Source organism: Streptomyces sp. R21 (genome assembly GCF_041051975.1).
Classification (GTDB): domain Bacteria; phylum Actinomycetota; class Actinomycetes; order Streptomycetales; family Streptomycetaceae; genus Streptomyces.
In genome coordinates this window covers 8,013,269-8,029,273 of record NZ_CP163435.1, presented here as the reverse complement: position 1 = coordinate 8,029,273, position 16,005 = coordinate 8,013,269, and the positions used below count along the sequence as shown (strand labels likewise).

At 71.3% G+C, this 16,005-nt stretch carries 15 protein-coding genes; 9 read left to right on the top strand and 6 right to left on the bottom strand.

Annotated features, from left to right (window positions below):
- Positions 1–17: 17 nt before the first annotated feature.
- From AB5J56_RS35750 to AB5J56_RS35740, 3 genes are all read right to left on the bottom strand, one after another.
- Entirely contained in the window at positions 18–1,598 is a 1,581-nt protein-coding gene (locus AB5J56_RS35750) for an APC family permease (protein WP_369239025.1), read from the bottom strand.
- 102 nt (positions 1,599–1,700) lie between these two features.
- The gene (locus AB5J56_RS35745; RefSeq protein ID WP_369239023.1) at positions 1,701–2,660 is read right to left on the bottom strand and encodes a hypothetical protein; all 960 of its coding nucleotides are present in this window, start codon (positions 2,658–2,660) and stop codon (positions 1,701–1,703) included.
- 202 nt (positions 2,661–2,862) lie between these two features.
- Positions 2,863–4,518 carry an FAD-binding dehydrogenase gene (locus AB5J56_RS35740; protein ID WP_369239021.1) on the bottom strand — a complete coding sequence of 552 codons (1,656 nt, stop codon included), beginning with the start codon at positions 4,516–4,518 and terminating at the stop codon, positions 2,863–2,865.
- Between the two features lie 151 nt (positions 4,519–4,669).
- Here AB5J56_RS35740 and AB5J56_RS35735 point away from each other — a divergent pair, with 151 nt between their 5' ends.
- The 7 genes from AB5J56_RS35735 to AB5J56_RS35705 all read left to right on the top strand — a co-directional run bounded on the left by AB5J56_RS35735 (position 4,670) and on the right by AB5J56_RS35705 (position 9,699).
- Complete coding sequence (locus tag AB5J56_RS35735) at positions 4,670–5,569, top strand: DMT family transporter (RefSeq protein WP_369239019.1); 900 nt, start codon at positions 4,670–4,672, stop codon at positions 5,567–5,569.
- 45 nt (positions 5,570–5,614) lie between these two features.
- Complete coding sequence (locus tag AB5J56_RS35730; RefSeq protein ID WP_369239017.1) at positions 5,615–6,130, top strand: NUDIX hydrolase; 516 nt, start codon at positions 5,615–5,617, stop codon at positions 6,128–6,130.
- A 48-nt stretch (positions 6,131–6,178) separates the two neighbouring features.
- Complete coding sequence (locus tag AB5J56_RS35725; protein WP_369239015.1) at positions 6,179–6,571, top strand: YidH family protein; 393 nt, start codon at positions 6,179–6,181, stop codon at positions 6,569–6,571.
- Positions 6,568–6,891, top strand: coding sequence for a DUF202 domain-containing protein (locus tag AB5J56_RS35720; RefSeq protein ID WP_369239013.1), 324 nt, complete (start codon positions 6,568–6,570; stop codon positions 6,889–6,891). The genes AB5J56_RS35725 and AB5J56_RS35720 overlap by 4 nt, the downstream gene beginning before the upstream one ends.
- A 114-nt stretch (positions 6,892–7,005) precedes the next feature.
- On the top strand, positions 7,006–7,302 hold the full coding sequence (locus AB5J56_RS35715) for a hypothetical protein (protein WP_369239011.1): 297 nt from the start codon (positions 7,006–7,008) through the stop codon (positions 7,300–7,302).
- 153 nt (positions 7,303–7,455) lie between these two features.
- A complete protein-coding gene (locus AB5J56_RS35710) occupies positions 7,456–8,478 on the top strand; it encodes a phosphotransferase family protein (protein WP_369239009.1) in 1,023 nt (340 codons plus the stop codon).
- A gap of 6 nt (positions 8,479–8,484) precedes the next feature.
- Positions 8,485–9,699 (top strand): acyl-CoA dehydrogenase family protein, encoded by a 1,215-nt coding sequence (locus AB5J56_RS35705; protein WP_369239007.1) that lies wholly within the window; start codon positions 8,485–8,487, stop codon positions 9,697–9,699.
- A gap of 145 nt (positions 9,700–9,844) precedes the next feature.
- On the opposite strand, the gene AB5J56_RS35700 is transcribed toward AB5J56_RS35705, so the two are convergent.
- From AB5J56_RS35700 to AB5J56_RS35690, 3 genes are read right to left on the bottom strand one after another with little or no spacing between them, the layout of a single operon-like run.
- Complete coding sequence (locus AB5J56_RS35700) at positions 9,845–10,438, bottom strand: TetR/AcrR family transcriptional regulator (RefSeq protein WP_369239005.1); 594 nt, start codon at positions 10,436–10,438, stop codon at positions 9,845–9,847.
- A gap of 56 nt (positions 10,439–10,494) precedes the next feature.
- Entirely contained in the window at positions 10,495–12,159 is a 1,665-nt protein-coding gene (locus AB5J56_RS35695; protein ID WP_369239003.1) for a class I adenylate-forming enzyme family protein, read from the bottom strand.
- A complete protein-coding gene (locus AB5J56_RS35690; RefSeq protein ID WP_369239001.1) occupies positions 12,156–12,920 on the bottom strand; it encodes an SDR family oxidoreductase in 765 nt (254 codons plus the stop codon). Before AB5J56_RS35690 ends, AB5J56_RS35695 begins: the two co-directional genes overlap by 4 nt.
- A 174-nt stretch (positions 12,921–13,094) precedes the next feature.
- On the opposite strand from AB5J56_RS35690, the gene AB5J56_RS35685 reads away from it, so the two are divergent.
- Positions 13,095–14,378, top strand: a complete 1,284-nt coding sequence (locus AB5J56_RS35685) for an exo-beta-N-acetylmuramidase NamZ domain-containing protein (RefSeq protein ID WP_369238999.1) — start codon at positions 13,095–13,097, stop codon at positions 14,376–14,378.
- A gap of 159 nt (positions 14,379–14,537) precedes the next feature.
- Complete coding sequence (locus AB5J56_RS35680; RefSeq protein ID WP_369238997.1) at positions 14,538–15,866, top strand: serine-threonine protein kinase; 1,329 nt, start codon at positions 14,538–14,540, stop codon at positions 15,864–15,866.
- Positions 15,867–16,005 lie beyond the last annotated feature (139 nt).

Genomic DNA, 16,005 nt, shown 5'->3' with positions numbered 1-16,005 from the left:
CTTTCGGCGGCGCGCCTTCAGGAGGCTGCGGGTTCCGTCGTCTCCGCCGCCTTGTCCAGCTGGAACGCCTCGTTGCCCAGGCCGATGCGGGCGTGTGCCTCCGGCTTGCGGGAGCGCAGCACCAGGCCCTGGCCCAGGCCGAGGACCAGGGCGGCCCCGATGATCGCGGGCAGCAGCCAGCTCAGCGAGGAGTCCGGGCCCGCACCGACCAGGACGTCGAAGTCCTTGACCGTGTAGACGGCGATGACCAGGAGGGCGACGGCCGCGATCGCGGAGGTGGCCAGGCGCCAGGCCTGGGCACCGGCCGCGCCGCGCCGTACGAAGAAGACGATCACGGAGACCGAGGCGGCCGCCATCAGCAGGATGACGCCGAGCGCCCCGATGTTGCCGAACCAGGTGAACAGGTGCAGCACGGGTGCGGTCGGGTCACCGGCCGGCTTGTCGTCGGCCACGGCGAAGGCGGCGACGACGATCAGGGACACGGCGGTCTGCAGCAGCGAGCCGGTGCCGGGGGCGCCGCTCGTGCCGGTGGTCCGGCCGAAGGCGGCGGGCAGCAGGCCCTCGCGGCCCATGGCGAAGGCGTATCGCGCGACGACGTTGTGGAAGCTGAGCATCGCCGCGAACATGCCGGTCACGAAGAGGATGTGCAGGACGTCCGTGAAGGTGCCGCCGAGCCGCGATTCGGTGAGGAAGAACAGCAGCCCGGCGCTCTGCTTCTGGGATGTGCCGACGATCGAGGAGGGGCCGGCGGCGACCGTGAGCGCCCAGCAGCTCAGCGCGAAGAAGACGGCGACCCCGGCGACCGCGAGGAACATCACGCGCGGCACCAGGATGTGCGGGCGGCTGGTCTCCTCGGCGTAGACGGGGGCCTGTTCGAAGCCGAGGAAGGCCGCGATGCAGAAGCAGAGTGCCGTGCCCACGCCGGCGCCGCTGAGCGTGTCCGGGTTGAAGGCGTGCAGCGACAGGCCCTGCTTGGCCGGGTCGGCGACCGCGGCGATGTCGAAGATGACGACGAGGGCGACCTCGACGACCAGCAGGACGCCCAGCACCTTGGCGTTGACGTCGATCTTCAGCCAGCCGAGCGCGCCGACGACGAACACGGCCGCCAACGCCGGTATCCACCAGGCGACTTGAAGCTCCAGGTAGGTCGAGAACAGCCCGGAGACCTCGAAGCCGAAGATGCCGTAGATGCCGACCTGGAGGGCGTTGTACGCGACGAGGGCGACGAGCGCGGCGCCGGCGCCCGCGGTGCCGCCGAGGCCGCGGGAGATGTACGCGTAGAAGGCGCCCGCGTTGTGGACGTGGCGGCTCATCTCGGCGTACCCGACGCTGAAGAGCACGAGGACCACGCCGAGGATGACGAAGAGCAGCGGCTGCCCGACGATGCCCATCACCGCGAATGTGGTGGGCATGACACCCGCGACCACCATGAGGGGCGCGGTCGCCGCGAGGACGGAGAGCAGCAGGCCCCCCGTGCCGAGGCGGTCGGCCCGCAGGGCGCGCTCCTGGCCCTTGAACGTGCTGATGCCGCCGTCGCCGTCGGCGCCGGTTCTGCCCGTGTTCGACGTACTCGATGTGCTCGAACTGCCCGTCGTCATCGCGGGGTTGTCCTTTCGGATGTTCGGAAGTTCGGGGGTTCGGGGGTTCGGGGGTTCGGGGGTTCGGGGGTTCGGGGGGGTGGTACTTCCAAAAATGGGGCGTTACGCCGTGCCGAGCGCACTGTCGCGGGCGGCGCGGAAGGCTTTGTCGGGGTCGCGGTCGGGGTACGACCAGGGCGCCCGGGTGGCATGCGGTCCGATGCGGTGGAACAGCGCGGCGGCCTCGGCGCCCCGGCCCTCGCAGAACTTGGCGTGGGCAAGGAAGTTGAGGTCGACATGGCGGCGCGGATGGTCGTCGTGCTCCCACTCCAGCCACCAGTCGAAGGCGGCCTTCATCACCTGGCGGGCCCGGCGCCCGACCCAGTGCCCGGAGGCGGCCGGATCGAGGGGCTCGCTGCCGATGGTGGCGAGGACGCGGAAGCGCTCGGCGTGCGCGACGACCGGCAGAATCGCCAACGGCGAGTCGGCGGGGGCCTGTTCGGCGGACCAGTTGGCGAAGTCGTACACCTCGTGCAGCGGGTCCTGGCCGGCCGCGGCACGGCGCTCGGCGAGCCGGGCGACCATCAGATGATGCGCGTGGTGGTGGTCGGGACAGCGATGGCGCACCTCGTCGAAGAGCCGGACCACGTCCTCCTCGGTGCCGCGCGAGCGCTCCAGGATCAGCAGGCCGAGCCAGGGCGTCGGGTCGGTGGGGGCGAGCGCGGCCGCGGACCGGCAGGCCTCGCGGGCCCGTTCGGGGCGCTCCTTGCCGTTCAGGACGCGGTGGACCATGGCACAGGCGAGCAGTACGGAGGCGTCGGCGGACTCGGGTTCGGCGAGCCGCCAGTCGCGGGCCCAGGCGAGGGTGGCGGACTCCTGCGCGAGAACGGTGACGCGGTGCCCACGGCGGTCCCAGTCGTCGCCGGTGGCGGCGAGCAGCGAGCGGACCGCGGTCCACCGTCCCTGGTTCAACGAGGCGCGCGCCGCGACGAGTTCGGTGTCGTCGAGCGCGGCGTCGAAGGACAGGGCGGTGCGCTTACGGCCGCGACCGCGGCCGAGAGGGGGTGGGGGCACCGCGGGCATTCCTCACAGGGGCGATGCTGGTCAGGATTTGATCACGCACAGCAAACCCCCACCCAAGGCTTTAGTCAAGGGCTCCCCAAGAAGGCTCACGCACCAACTGGCTTGCGGCGCAGGCGGATTGCCTCCGGCCCGGGAGAGGCGGATCTCCCGGGACGGCAGGGCTTGAGAGGACTTCAGGGGACTAGACGGGACTTGGGAGGGCTCAGCCCAGCGCCTTCGCCGCCGCCCGCCCCGCCGTACGCCCCGAGAAGAGGCAGCCGCCGAGGAAGGTGCCTTCGAGCGAGCGGTAGCCGTGGACTCCGCCGCCGCCGAACCCGGCGGCCTCACCGGCCGCGTACACGCCCTCCAACGGGTCACCGCCCTCGGTCAGCACACGCGAGGAGAGGTCGGTCTCCAGGCCGCCGAGGGTCTTGCGGGTGAGGATGTTCAGGCGCACCGCGATCAGCGGGCCCGCCTTGGGGTCGAGGATGCGGTGCGGGGTCGCCGTGCGGATCAGCTTGTCGCCCAGGTAGGTGCGGGCGCCGCGGATCGCCGTCACCTGGAGGTCCTTGGTGAAGGGGTTGGCGATCTCCCGGTCGCGCGAGACGATCACACGGCGCAGCTCCGCCTCGTCGATCAGGGGTTCCTTGGTGATCGCGTTCATGCCGCGGACGAGCGCGGCGAGGTCCTTCTCCACGACGAAGTCCGCGCCGTTGTCCATGAACGCCTTGACGGGACCGGGGACGTCCGCGCGGGCCCGGCCGATGACGTCCCGGATCGACTTGCCGGTGAGGTCGGGGTTCTGCTCCGAGCCCGAGAGCGCGAACTCCTTGCCGATGATCTTCTGGTCGAGCACGAACCACGTGTAGTCGTACCCGGTCCGCATGATGTGTTCGAGCGTGCCGAGCGTGTCGAAGCCGGGGAAGAGCGGGACCGGCAGCCGGTTGCCGCGGGCGTCCAGCCAGAGCGAGGACGGGCCGGGCAGGACGCGGATGCCGTGGTTCTCCCAGATGGGGTTCCAGTTCTGGATGCCCTCGGTGTAGTGCCACATCCGGTCGCGGTTGATGAGGTGCGCGCCCGTCTCCTCGGCGATGGCGAGCATCTTCCCGTCGACGTGCGCGGGAACGCCGGAGATCATCTTCTCGGGCGGGGTGCCGAGCCGCTCCGGCCAGTTGGCGCGGACGAGGTCATGGTTGCCGCCGATGCCGCCGGAGGTGACGATCACCGCCTGCGCCTTGAGCTCGAAGGCGCCGGCGACCGCCCGGCTGCTGGCCTGGCCGCGCTCGATGCCGGACGGCTCCAGGATCTCCCCGGTGACCGTGTCGACGGCGCCCGCGCTGCGGGACAGCCCGGTCACCCGGTGCCGGAACCGCAGCTCGACGAGACCACGGGCCACCCCGGCCCGCACTCGCCGCTCGAAGGGCGCGACCAGCCCCGGCCCGGTCCCCCAGGTGATGTGGAAGCGGGGTACGGAGTTGCCGTGCCCATTGGCGTCGTAGCCGCCGCGCTCGGCCCAGCCGACGACCGGGAAGAAGCGGACGCCCTGCTTGTGCAGCCAGGAGCGCTTCTCGCCGGCCGCGAAGTCGACGTAGGCCTCGGCCCACTGGCGGGGCCAGTGGTCCTCCGGGCGGTCGAAGGCGGCGGTGCCCATCCAGTCCTGGAGGGCGAGCGCGTGGCTGTCCTTGATCCGCATCCGGCGCTGCTCGGGCGAGTCCACGAAGAAGAGCCCGCCGAAGGACCAGTGCGCCTGGCCGCCGATCGACTGCTCCGGCTCCTGGTCGAGAAGGATCACCTTGCGGCCCGCGTCGACGAGCTCCGCGGTCGCCGCGAGCCCGGCGAGGCCCGCCCCGATCACGATCACATCTGCGTCGTACGCCATGAGCAGGCCCTCCTCGACATTGTTACTGGTCGGTCAGATCCTTGGGCAACGAAGTGACCCAGTCAACTGCCGGTTTCCGGGGACTCGGCTACAGTCTTCCGATACCCGTAACCCCGCCCGTCCCCGTCCCCGATGTATTGAGGTACGCAGCGTGTCGGTACTGGTTCTCGTCCTCGCCGTGAGCGCGGCCTGCTGTCTCGGCTTCGGCTTCGTGCTCCAGCAGAACGCTGCCTCGCACGCGCCGCTGGGCGACTTCCTCTCGCCGCGCCTGCTGCTCGACCTCATCCGGGTGCCGCGCTGGCTCGGCGGCATCGGGCTCATGGTCTGCGGAATGGTGCTCGGCGCGATCGCGCTGAGCCACGGAGAGATCTCCCTCGTCGAACCCCTGCTGGCCACCAACCTGCTCTTCGCGATGGCGCTGTCCCGTCGGCAGACGAAACAGTCACTGGGGCGCCAGGGCTGGACGGGGCTCCTGCTGCTCGCGGGCGGCGTCTCGGCGTTCATCGTGGCGGGGCAGCCGCGCGGCGGCGACGCGGTCGCGGATCCGGCGCGGCACTGGCTGATCATCGGGCTGATGGTGGGCGGCGCACTGCTGCTGACGGCGTACGCGAAGCGGTCCCGGCTGAGCGCCGCGCCGGTCCTGCTGGCGCTGGCGGCCGGACTCCTCTACGGCGTGCAGGACGCGCTGACCCGAGTGAGCGGGCAGCTGGTCACGGAGGGCGGCGGCTGGCTCACGCTCTTCTCGACCTGGCAGCCGTACGCCGTCGCGGCGCTCGGCGTCGTCGGGCTGATCCTCGTGCAGAGCGCCTTCGAGACGGCTCCCCTGCGGATGTCCCTGCCCGCCCTGACCGCCGCCCAGCCGCTCGCCGGAATCGCGTGCGGTGTCGGCTTCCTCGGCGACCGGCTGCGCACCGACAGCGGCGCACTGGCCTGGGAGGCGGCGGGCCTCGCGGCGATCGTCGTGGGCATCGTGCTGCTCGGTCTGCATCCGGCGATGCCCAGCGGCGCGGCACCCGTGGAGCGGGTACCGGCGCCGGCGTTGAAGGGCTGACCCTCCCCCACCCCGCCGTCCGCGGCGTGCTGCTTGGATGGCCCCATGAGCGCCGCCGACGAGATCCTCGACATCGTGGACGAGAACGACCAGGTCATCGGGCAGTCCCCGCGTGGTGAGGCGTACGCGCGCGGTCTGCGCCACCGCTGCGTGTTCATCCAGGCCCGGGACGCCGCCGGCCGGATCTTCGTCCACCGCCGCACCCCCACCAAGCTGGTCTTTCCCTCCCTCCACGACATGTTCGTAGGCGGAGTCGTCGGCACGGGCGAGACCTACGACGACGCGGCCCTGCGGGAGGCCGAGGAGGAACTCGGCGTCTCCGGGCTCCCGCGGCCCGTCCCGCTCTTCAAGTTCCTCTACGACGGCGGAGCCCGCGGGAGCTGGTGGTCCGCCGTGTACGAGGTGCGCTGCGACCTCCCGGTGAACCCGCAGGTCGAGGAGGTCGCCTGGCACGACTTCCTTCCCGAGGACGAGGTGGAGCGCCGGCTGACCGACTGGACCTGGGTGCCGGACGGTCTTGCCGCGTACGAGCGCCTGAAGGCCTACCGGGCCAAGGGCTGACGCCACCGTCCTCGGGGCGGCGGGCAGGCGGCCGGTAGGGTCCAGGGCGTGATCGAATTCGTACGGAACGTCCGGCTGTGGTTCGCCCCGGAGGACGTCCGGGAGGAGGGCGAGACGCCCGACTACCGCTTCTCGCTGGCCAACGAGCGGACCTTCCTGGCGTGGTTGCGCACGGCGCTCGCGCTGATCGGCGGGGGCTTCGCCGTGGACCAGTTCCTGCCGGACCTGCGCTGGGGATGGCGGGTGGGTCTCGCGCTGGCCCTGCTGGCGGCCGGCGTGCTCTGCTCGCTGCGTGCCGTCAACCACTGGGTGCGGTGCGAGCGGGCGATGCGCAACGGCGAGGACCTGCCGGTGTCCCGCTTTCCGGCCCTGCTGAGCGTTGCCGTCGCGGTCGTCGCCATCGCCATGGTCGTCGTCGTCCTCGTCGGCTGGGAAGGGTGACCGCTCCCGCCCGGGACCGGGACCCGGGACTCCAGCCGGAACGCACCCGGCTCGCCTGGCGGCGTACGACGCTGGCGAGCACCGTCGCCGCCGTGCTCGCCGCGAAGGCGTCGCTGCGCGCCGGAGGGGTGACCGGAGCCGTCCTCGGCGCCCTGTGCTGCATCCTCTGGCTGGGGTTCCTGGCCGTCGCCCACCGCCGCATCCGGACGCTCGCCGACCTGCGGTCCGGTCACCCGGCGGCGCTCTCCGCCCGGCACGGGGCGGCGGCGGCCCTGTGCACGGTGGCGCTGGCCGTGTGCGCGGCGGCGCTGGTGCTCTGAGGCTGAGGTACTCAAACGGGACGCAGGCCAAATGAAAGGGAAATGCTGGACTTTGTCCCGATATCCTGAGGCCTCGTTTCCCGCCGTTTCCCGCCTCTTTCAAAGGTGAGCCCCATGACCACCCTCCACCACGAGCACCCCACGCACGCCCACACCCACGGCCCGGCCTGCGGCCACCCGGCGGTGCCGCACGGTGACCACACCGACTACGCGCACGACGGGCACCTGCACCGCGAGCACGCCGGACACTGGGACGAGTGCGAGCCGGGCGGGCATGTGACGCACGGCGGGCACGGCCACCAGCACGGCGAGGACTGCGGGCACCCGCAGGTGGCCCACGGGGATCACGTCGACTATGTGCACGACGGCCACCGGCACGCCGCGCACGAGGGCCACTGGGACGACCACTAGGGCCTCTCCGGCCCTGGCGTCACCTCCCGGTCCTGGCCGGTTCCGGCACCCTCCGGGGGGAGACGCCGATCACGTTTCGCCCGCGCACTGGACGGCATACCGACCGGTCGGCATCATGGTTGACGTCCGGTTTCCGTGCGTTGAGGAGAAACGATGAGCCCCGACCACCCGCCTGGTCTCGATCTCGACCGGCTGCGCGGCCTGCTCGACAGCGAGCGGCCCGGCCTGGTGACCGGCCCGCTGACCGGCCGACTGATCGAGGGCGGACGGTCGAACCTCACCTATTCCGTGACGGACGGTACCGCGAAGTGGGTCGTACGGCGGCCCCCGCTGGGCCACGTCCTGGCCACCGCGCACGACATGAAGCGCGAGCACCGGGTCATCAGCGCGCTGCACCCGACGGCCGTGCCGGTGCCCCGCACGGTGCTGCTCTGCGAGGACGACGAGGTGCTGGGCGCGCCCTTCTACGTGATGGAGTTCGTGGAGGGCACCCCGTACCGCACCGCCGAGCAGCTCGCCCCGCTCGGTCCCGAGCGCACTCGCGACGCCGTGCTCGGGCTGGTCGACACGCTCGTCGAACTGCACGCGGTGGACCCCGCCGCGGTGGGCCTCGCCGACTTCGGGCGGCCCGAGGGCTTCCTCGACCGGCAACTGCGCCGCTGGGGCAAGCAGTTGGACGCCTCCCGCAACCGCGAACTCGCCGGGATCGACGAGCTGCACGCCGCCCTGGGCCGCGAACTGCCGGATTCCCCCGCGGCCACGGTCATCCACGGCGACTACCGCCTGGACAACGTGCTGATCGGCGAGGACGACCGGATCAAGGCGATCCTGGACTGGGAGATGTCCACGCTGGGTGATCCGCTCACCGACCTGGGGCTGCTGGTGATGTACAGCGCGCCGCTGGATCTGCCCAACTCCCCCATCAGCACCACCGCTTCGGCCGCCGGGCACCCGCAGCCGGCCGAGATCATCGAGCGGTACGCCGCGCGCTCGGGGCGCGACGTGTCCGCCGTCTCCTGGTACACGGCGTTCGCCTGGTTCAAGCTCGCCGTGATCCTCGAGGGCATCCACTACCGGTACACGCTGGGCCAGACGGTCGGCGCGGGCTTCGACCGCATCGGGGAACTCGTCCCCTTCTTCATCGAGCACGGCCTGACCACCCTTCAGGAAGGCTGATCCGCCATGGACTTCGCATTCGACGCGCGCACCGAGGAGCTGCGCGGGAAGCTGCTCGCCTTCATGGACGAGTACGTCTATCCGGCGGAGGCGGTCGAGCACGAGCAGCGCGCGCAGCTCGCCTCGCCGTGGGACACCCCCGCGATCGTCGGGGAGTTGAAGGCCGAGGCCCGCCGCCAGGGCCTGTGGAACCTCTTCCTGCCGGACTCCGAGTACGGCGCCGGGCTCACCAACCTCCAGTACGCGCCGCTCGCCGAAATCACCGGCCGCAGCCCGCACTTGGCTCCGACGGCGCTGAACTGCGCGGCGCCGGACACGGGCAACATGGAGGTGCTCGCGCAGTTCGCCGACGAGCAGCAGAAGAAGCAGTGGCTGGAGCCGCTGCTCGCGGGCGACATCCGCTCGGCGTTCGCGATGACCGAGCCCGAGGTGGCGTCCTCCGACGCCACGAACATCACCACGCTCATCGAGCGGGACGGCGACGAGTACGTCGTCACCGGGCGCAAGTGGTACATCTCCGGGGCGATGAACCCGGACTGCAAAATCTTCATCGTGATGGGCAAGACGGACCCGGACGGCTCCGACATCCGCCGCCAGCAGTCGATGATCCTGGTCCCGCGCGACACCCCGGGGCTCGAAGTCCGGCGCGCCATGCAGGTGTACGGCTACGAGGACCACTCCCACGGCGGGCACGCCGAGGTCGTCTTCGACCACGTCCGGGTGCCCGCGAGCAACCTGATCGGCGAGGAGGGCGGCGGCTTCGGCATCGCGCAGGCACGGCTCGGTCCGGGGCGCATCCACCACTGCATGCGGCTGATCGGCATGGCCGAGCGGGCGATCGAGCTGATGTGCAGGCGGGCGGTGTCCCGCACGGCGTTCGGCAAGCCGCTCGCCCAGCAGGGTGTCGTGCAGAACTGGATCGCCGACGCCCGGGTGGCCGTCGAGCAGCTGCGTCTGCTGGTGCTGAAGACGGCCTGGATGATGGACACCGTCGGCAACCGGGGTGCCCACACCGAGATCCAGGCCATCAAGATCGCCACACCGCGCACGGTCGTCGACATCCTCGACAAGGCCGTCCAGCTGCACGGCGCGGGAGGCGTGAGCCAGGACTTCCCGCTGGCCGAACTGTGGGCCAGCGCCCGGACGTTGAAGCTCGCGGACGGTCCCGACGAGGTGCACCAGCGGTCGCTGGCGCGGCGGGAGATCAAGAAGTACGTGTAGCGCGAGGGCCGGTGCGGGAGGTCCAGAAGTACGCGGAGAGCAAGGGCCGGTGAGGGTGTGCGCCCTCACCGGCCCTTGCTCTCCGACTTCCCGTGCCTTCGTGTCATGCGCTCCACGCGTCGGCCGGGCCGACGCGTGGGGCCGCCTACGGCCGCAGCGCGCGCAGCAGCAGGTCGGCGAGCTGGTCGGCGACCTCCTGCGGGGCGAGCGGGCCGTCGGGGCGGTACCACGTCGACAGATGGTGCACCGAGCCGAAGTGGTAGTCGACGACCAGGTCGGCGGGGGTGGCCGTGGAGAAGACGCCCTCCTTCTGGCCCTCCTCGATGAGGGCGCGGAAGCGTTCGTGGTAGCGGCGGCGCTCGGCGCGTACCTGCTTGTTCTTCTCCGGGCTCAGGTGGTGCATGGAGCGGAAGAAGATCATCGCGTCGTCGAGGTTGTCGATGGTGGTGACGACGACATCGGCCGCGGCGCGCCGCAGCCGCTCCTCGACGGGCTCGTCCGCGTCCGCGAAGGCGTCCAGGCGCTCCTGCTGAACGCGCAGCACGCGCGCGTACACCTCGTGCAGCAGATCGTCCTTCGAGCCGAAGTAGTGGTACAGCGCGCCCTTGGTGACGCCCGCCGCCTCGACGATCTCCTGCACGGACGTGCGGTCGTAGCCCCGCTCGGCGAAGAGCCGGGTGGCGGCGGCGAGCAGCCGCTGCGGGACGGGCGTACCGTCTCCGTCCGTCGTCCTGGGCACTGCCGCCACCTGCCTTCCGTATCGCTGTATCAGTTGTTGTGCGAGGTTATGCGCTCCTACGCGTCGTCCGGACGCGAACGCAACTCCCGCCGGAGGATCTTCCCACTCGCCGTCTTCGGCAGGTCGGGCAGTATCTCCACCTGGCGGGGGTATTTGTAGGCGGCCAGTCTCTCCTTGCAGTACTCCGCGAAGTCGTCCGGGTCCGCCGCGCTGCCGGGACGGAGGCTGACGTACGCCTTGACGGTCTCCCCGCGGTAACCGTCGGGTACCCCGACGACGGCCGCCTCACGGACCGCGGGATGCGTGTACAGGACGTCCTCGACCTCGCGCGGCCACACCTTGAAGCCGGAGGCGTTGATCATGTCCTTCTTGCGGTCGACGACGTACAGCCACCCCTGGGGGTCCATGAAGCCGATGTCGCCGGTGCGCAGCTCCCCGTCGGGGAAGGTCTCGGCGGTGGCCTCGGGGCGCCGCCAGTAGCCCGGCACGACCTGCGGGCCGCGGACGAGGATCTCGCCCTGCTCGCCGAAGGGCACTTCCCGGCCCTCGTCGTCGACGATGCGCACGACCGTGTTCGGGCCCGGCAGGCCCACGGCCAGCGTGCCGGAGGCCGGGTCGACGGGTGCCTCCAGGCCCGGCGGGACGGAGGCGCAGGGAGCGGTGCACTCGGTGAGCCCGTAGCCGTTGCGGATGTACGGCCCGAAGCCTGCCCGGAACTTCTCCACCAGGGCCGGCGGCAAGGGAGCGCCGCCCGAGGAGATGTTCACGAAGGAGGAGAAGTGGTCCGGGCTCACGTCCGGGTGGGCGGCCAGTGCCATGAAGGCGGTGGACGGGCCGACGGTGTACTGCGGCCGGTGCTCGGCAAACGCGTCGAGGACGACCCCCGCCTCGAAGCGGTACGTCAGCACGAGCGTGCCCGCGCTGTTCAGACAGGCGCCGAACTGGCAGACCATCCCGGTGATGTGGAACAGCGGCGCCATCGCGTAGTACACCGGCGCCTCCGGGAGGGCGAGGCCCGTCCGCTGCCGCTCGGCGTTGCACATGATGTTCCCGTGCGTGTTGGTGGCGCCCTTGGGCGCGCCGCTGGTGCCCGAGGTGTAGCTGATCAGCGCGATGTCGGACGGCCCGAGGTCACGGCCCTCGGGTGCCTTGTGCCCCGCGCGGGCCACGGTCACCAGGTCGTCGGCGTCGGCGGCCCCCGGCAGCCGCTCGAAGGTCAGCACGCGCGCGTCGTTGCGCGTTTGGAAATCCAACTCACAGCCGGTCAGTACGATCCGCACCGGCGATTCCGCGGCCGTGTCCCGCAGGTACGACTCCCACGCCCGGTCGGAGCAGATCAGCGCCGCCACCTCGCCGTCCCGCAGGACGTGCGCGACCTCCCCCGACTTGTACATCGGGTTGACCGGCACCACGATCGCGCCCGCCTTCCACGCGCCCAGCAGGGCGAGCACGAAGTGCGGGGAGTTCTGCAGCAGGATCGCGACCCGGTCGCCGCGCTCCAGGCCGCGGGCGGCGAGGTGCCCGGCGACGGAGTCGCTCAGCTCGTCCAGCTCGCGGTAGCTCAGCCGCCCGTCGAAGTAGGCGAGCGCGGCACGGTCCGGAGTGTCCGCGACAACCGCGCGAAGGGCGTGCACCAGGGAGTCGGCGGGGTCTATGGGGCCGCGCTGCGCGTCGTTCAGCAGGGCCACCCACGGCTTGTCGGCGTAGGTCGGGGCGGTCACCGGCCGGCCTCCCACTTCTGCTGGATGTGGTTCATGTTCGTCAGCCAGCGGTCGGGCTCCGCGGCCCGCGCCCGGTAGTACCCCGCGACCTCGGGATGCGGCAGGATCAGGAAACGGTCCTCCTCGATCCCCTTGAAGAGGGCGTCCGCGACGTCGTCGGGCTCGATGGCGGTCGGCCGGAGCACGATGTCGCCCGCACTGCCGGTGGCGTCGAGCATGTCGGTGCGCACGCCCTGCGGGCAGATCGCGTGGACCTTCAGGCCCCGGTGGCGGTACGTCAGCGACAGCCACTCGGCGAAGGCGTACGCGCCGTGCTTGGTGACGCTGTAGGGCGCGGCGCCGATCATGGTGAGCAGTCCGGCCGCCGAGACGGTGGAGACGAAACGGCCACTGCCGCGCTCCAGCCAGCCGGGGAGCAGCTCGTGGGCCGCACGGACGTGCGCCATCACGTTGACGTCCCAGGCGAGCTCCCAGACCTTCTCGTCGGCCGCCTCGGTTCCGCCGGAGCCGAGGCCCGCGTTGGCGCAGTAGACGTCGATGGTGCCGCCGAGCGCGTCGCGAGCCTCGGCCACGATCGCGGACGCGTCGCCCGGGACGGCGACGGCGCCTATCTCGTCGGCGACGGCCGCGGCCTTGGCGGCGTCCAGGTCGTTGACGACGACCCTGGCTCCCTCGGCGGCGAAGCGGCGGGCCAGCGCGGCCCCGATGCCGCCTCCCGCTCCGGTGACGACCACTCCCGCACCCTGCACGGCTTCCACCATCGGTCTCCTTCGACGCGACTTCGACACCAGGCGATTCAGCACTGCTGCCTCGCCAGACTAACCAGTCGGTATGTACGGATGGAAGGGCGGCTTCGGTCGCGTTCGTTCTCCGCGGCCCCCTCGCACGCTAGCGTGCGTGGTCATGACAGCCGCAGGGAACACGGAGGTCACCGCATGAAACTGTCCAGACGAGGTCTGCTCGCCGCGACGGGAGCGATCGGCGCCCTGGCCACCACCGGATCGTCGGCCGCGTCGGCCGCACCTGCCACGTCCGCCACACCTGCCGCACCTGCCGCACCCCAGGGCGGTCACCGGCTGCGCACCGGCTTCGAGCGCCTGGCCGCGGACGGCTATGCGCTCCTCGACGGGCAGCGCGTCGGCATCGTCACCAACCCGACCGGCGTCACCCGCGACGTGCGCCACATCGTCGACGTCATGCACGCCGACGCACGCGTGGACCTCCTCGCGGTCTTCGGACCCGAACACGGCTTCCGCGGCACCGCGCAGGCGGGCGGCTCGGAGGGCCGTTACGACGACCCGGCGACCGGACTGCCCGTCTACGACACGTATTTGAAGAGCGGGCAGCCGCTCGCCGACATCTTCACCGCCTCGGGCGTGGACACCGTCGTCTTCGACATCCAGGACGCGGGCGCGCGCTTCTACACGTACATCTGGACGCTGTACGACTGCATGGAGGCCGCACAGCTCGCGGGCAAACGCTTCGTGGTGCTCGACCGGCCTAACCCGGTGACCGGGCGCGCCGCCCAAGGGCCCGTCCTGCACAAGGAGTTCGCGACGTTCGTCGGACGGCAGCCGATCGCGCAGGCGCACGGTATGACGGTGGCGGAGCTGGCGCGGCTGTTCAACGGGGAGTTCCTCACGGTGCCCGTCCCGCTGGAGACCGTACTGATGACGGGCTGGAAGCGGTCGGAGTTCTACGACGCCTCGGGCCTGCCCTGGGTGCCGCCGAGCCCGAACATGCCGACCGCCGACACCGCCCTCGTGTATGCAGGGACCTGCATGTTCGAGGGGACCAATCTGTCGGAGGGGCGCGGCACGACCCGCCCGTTCGAGCTGCTCGGCGCGGAGGGCATCGACCGGAAGTGGGCCCTGGAGGCGGAGCAACTCGGGCTGCCCGGCGCGCACTTCAGGGAGGCGTACTTCGCGCCGACCTTCTCCAAGTTCCAGGGCAAGACCGTCGGCGGGGTGCAGATCCATGTGCACGACCGGGCCGCCTACGACCCCGTACGCACCGGCGTCGCGCTTCTTGTGAGCGCCAAGAAGGTCTGGAGCGGCTTCGCTTGGCGGTCCGACAACTGGATCGACAAGCTGACGGGCTCCACGCGGGTGCGCACGATGATCGACGCGGGGGCGAGCGCCGGCGAGGTGGTGGCCGGCTGGCAGGAGGAGCTGGCGGCGTTCCGGCGGGTGCGCAAGGAGTACCTCCTGTACCGATGAGGTCCGCTGCAGAGCGGTCCGACGGATGTCACGGGTGAGATCCGTGGACACCGGGATGAGATCCGTGCAAGCGCCTACGTCGTGACGTATGGCCAACCTTCCCCACCAGCAGGACGATGCGCCCATAACGCATCGAAGCGTGGGGCAAGGGGGCCTGTCATGGCGGCACCGGCAGTGAGCGTGACTCCGTACTGGGAGCTGACCTTCGACGCGGACGGGGACGTGGACGGCGGGGAGCGCGACCGGCTGCTCGCGGAGGTGACGCAGCGCGGGATCCGCGACCTGATCGTCTTCGCGCACGGCTGGAACAACGACCGCTCCGGCGCGACCCGCCTGTACAGCGAGTTCTTCGCACCGTTCCCGGCACTCACCCCGAGGGCCCGGCTCGGATACGTGGGCGTGGTGTGGCCCTCGATGCGGTTCTCGGACGAGCCGATCCCCGACTTCGACCCGTCGGCGGTCGCGAGCGCCGCGGCCGCTCCCGCGGGCCCGGTCCTCGACAAGCGCACCCGGCACGCGCTCCTGGAGGTGTTCCCGGGGCGGGCGACCGTGGTCGAGCAGATCGCCCGGCTGCTGGACCAACGACCCGACGAGGGTGCCTCGTTGGAGGAGTTCGGCCGTCTCGTACGGCTGCTGGTCGAGGTGCGGCCGCAGGGCCCGCAGACCGCGTTCGCCGCGGACACGCTGGCGGAAGGGGTGCCGGAGGGCGACCCGCAGATGCTGTTCGGGGACACCGCGACAGTCTGCGACGAGTTCGCGCAGGCGCTGGCGCTGACCGCGTCGCCGGACGGCACGGAGACGTCGTTCGCCATGCCCCGGCTGTGGGACGGGGCGCACGAACTGCTGCGCCAGGCCACGTACTTCGCCATGAAGCGGCGCGCCGGGACCGTCGGCGAGCGCGGCCTCGGGCGCGTGGTCGGCCAGCTCGCCCACACGGCGCCCGCGGTACGGGTGCACCTGGTCGGGCACAGCTTCGGCGGCCGCCTGGTCTCCTTCGCGCTGCGCGGACTGCCCGAGGGGGTGCGCACGGTGAAGTCCGTGACGCTGCTCCAAGGGGCCTTCTCGCACTACGCGTTCGCGGCGCGGCTGCCGCACGACGCACGGGCCGGCGGAGTCCTGCACGGACAGCAGAACCGCATTGACGGCCCCCTCGTGTGCTGCTACTCCCACTTCGACTCGGCGCTCGGCACGATCTACCCGCTGGCCTCACGGATGTCGGGCGACGGCGCGTCGCTCGCGGATTTCGACCTGGGCCGCATGCTGGGCGCCAAGTGGGGCGCGATGGGCCATGACGGGGTGCAGGCGGTGGACGGTACGCGCGCCCTCAAACTGGCCGACGCCCTCAAGACGAAGCTGCCCGCCTCGGGCTGCGTGAACATCGACGCCGCCGCGGTGGTGAGGCGCGGCGGGCCCCCGGCGGGGGCCCACAGCGACATCTGCCACCGGGAGCTGGCCCAGGTGGTGCTGGCGGCGGGACGGGTGCAGTAGCGAGACCACCGGCCGTTGGCCAACGTGCGTAGGCAAACGGCCGTCGGCCAACGTACGTAGGCAAACGCCCGTCGGCCAACGGGAGCAGGCAAACCCCCGTTGGCCAACAGTCGTAGGTCAACGGGGGTTGGTCAACAGC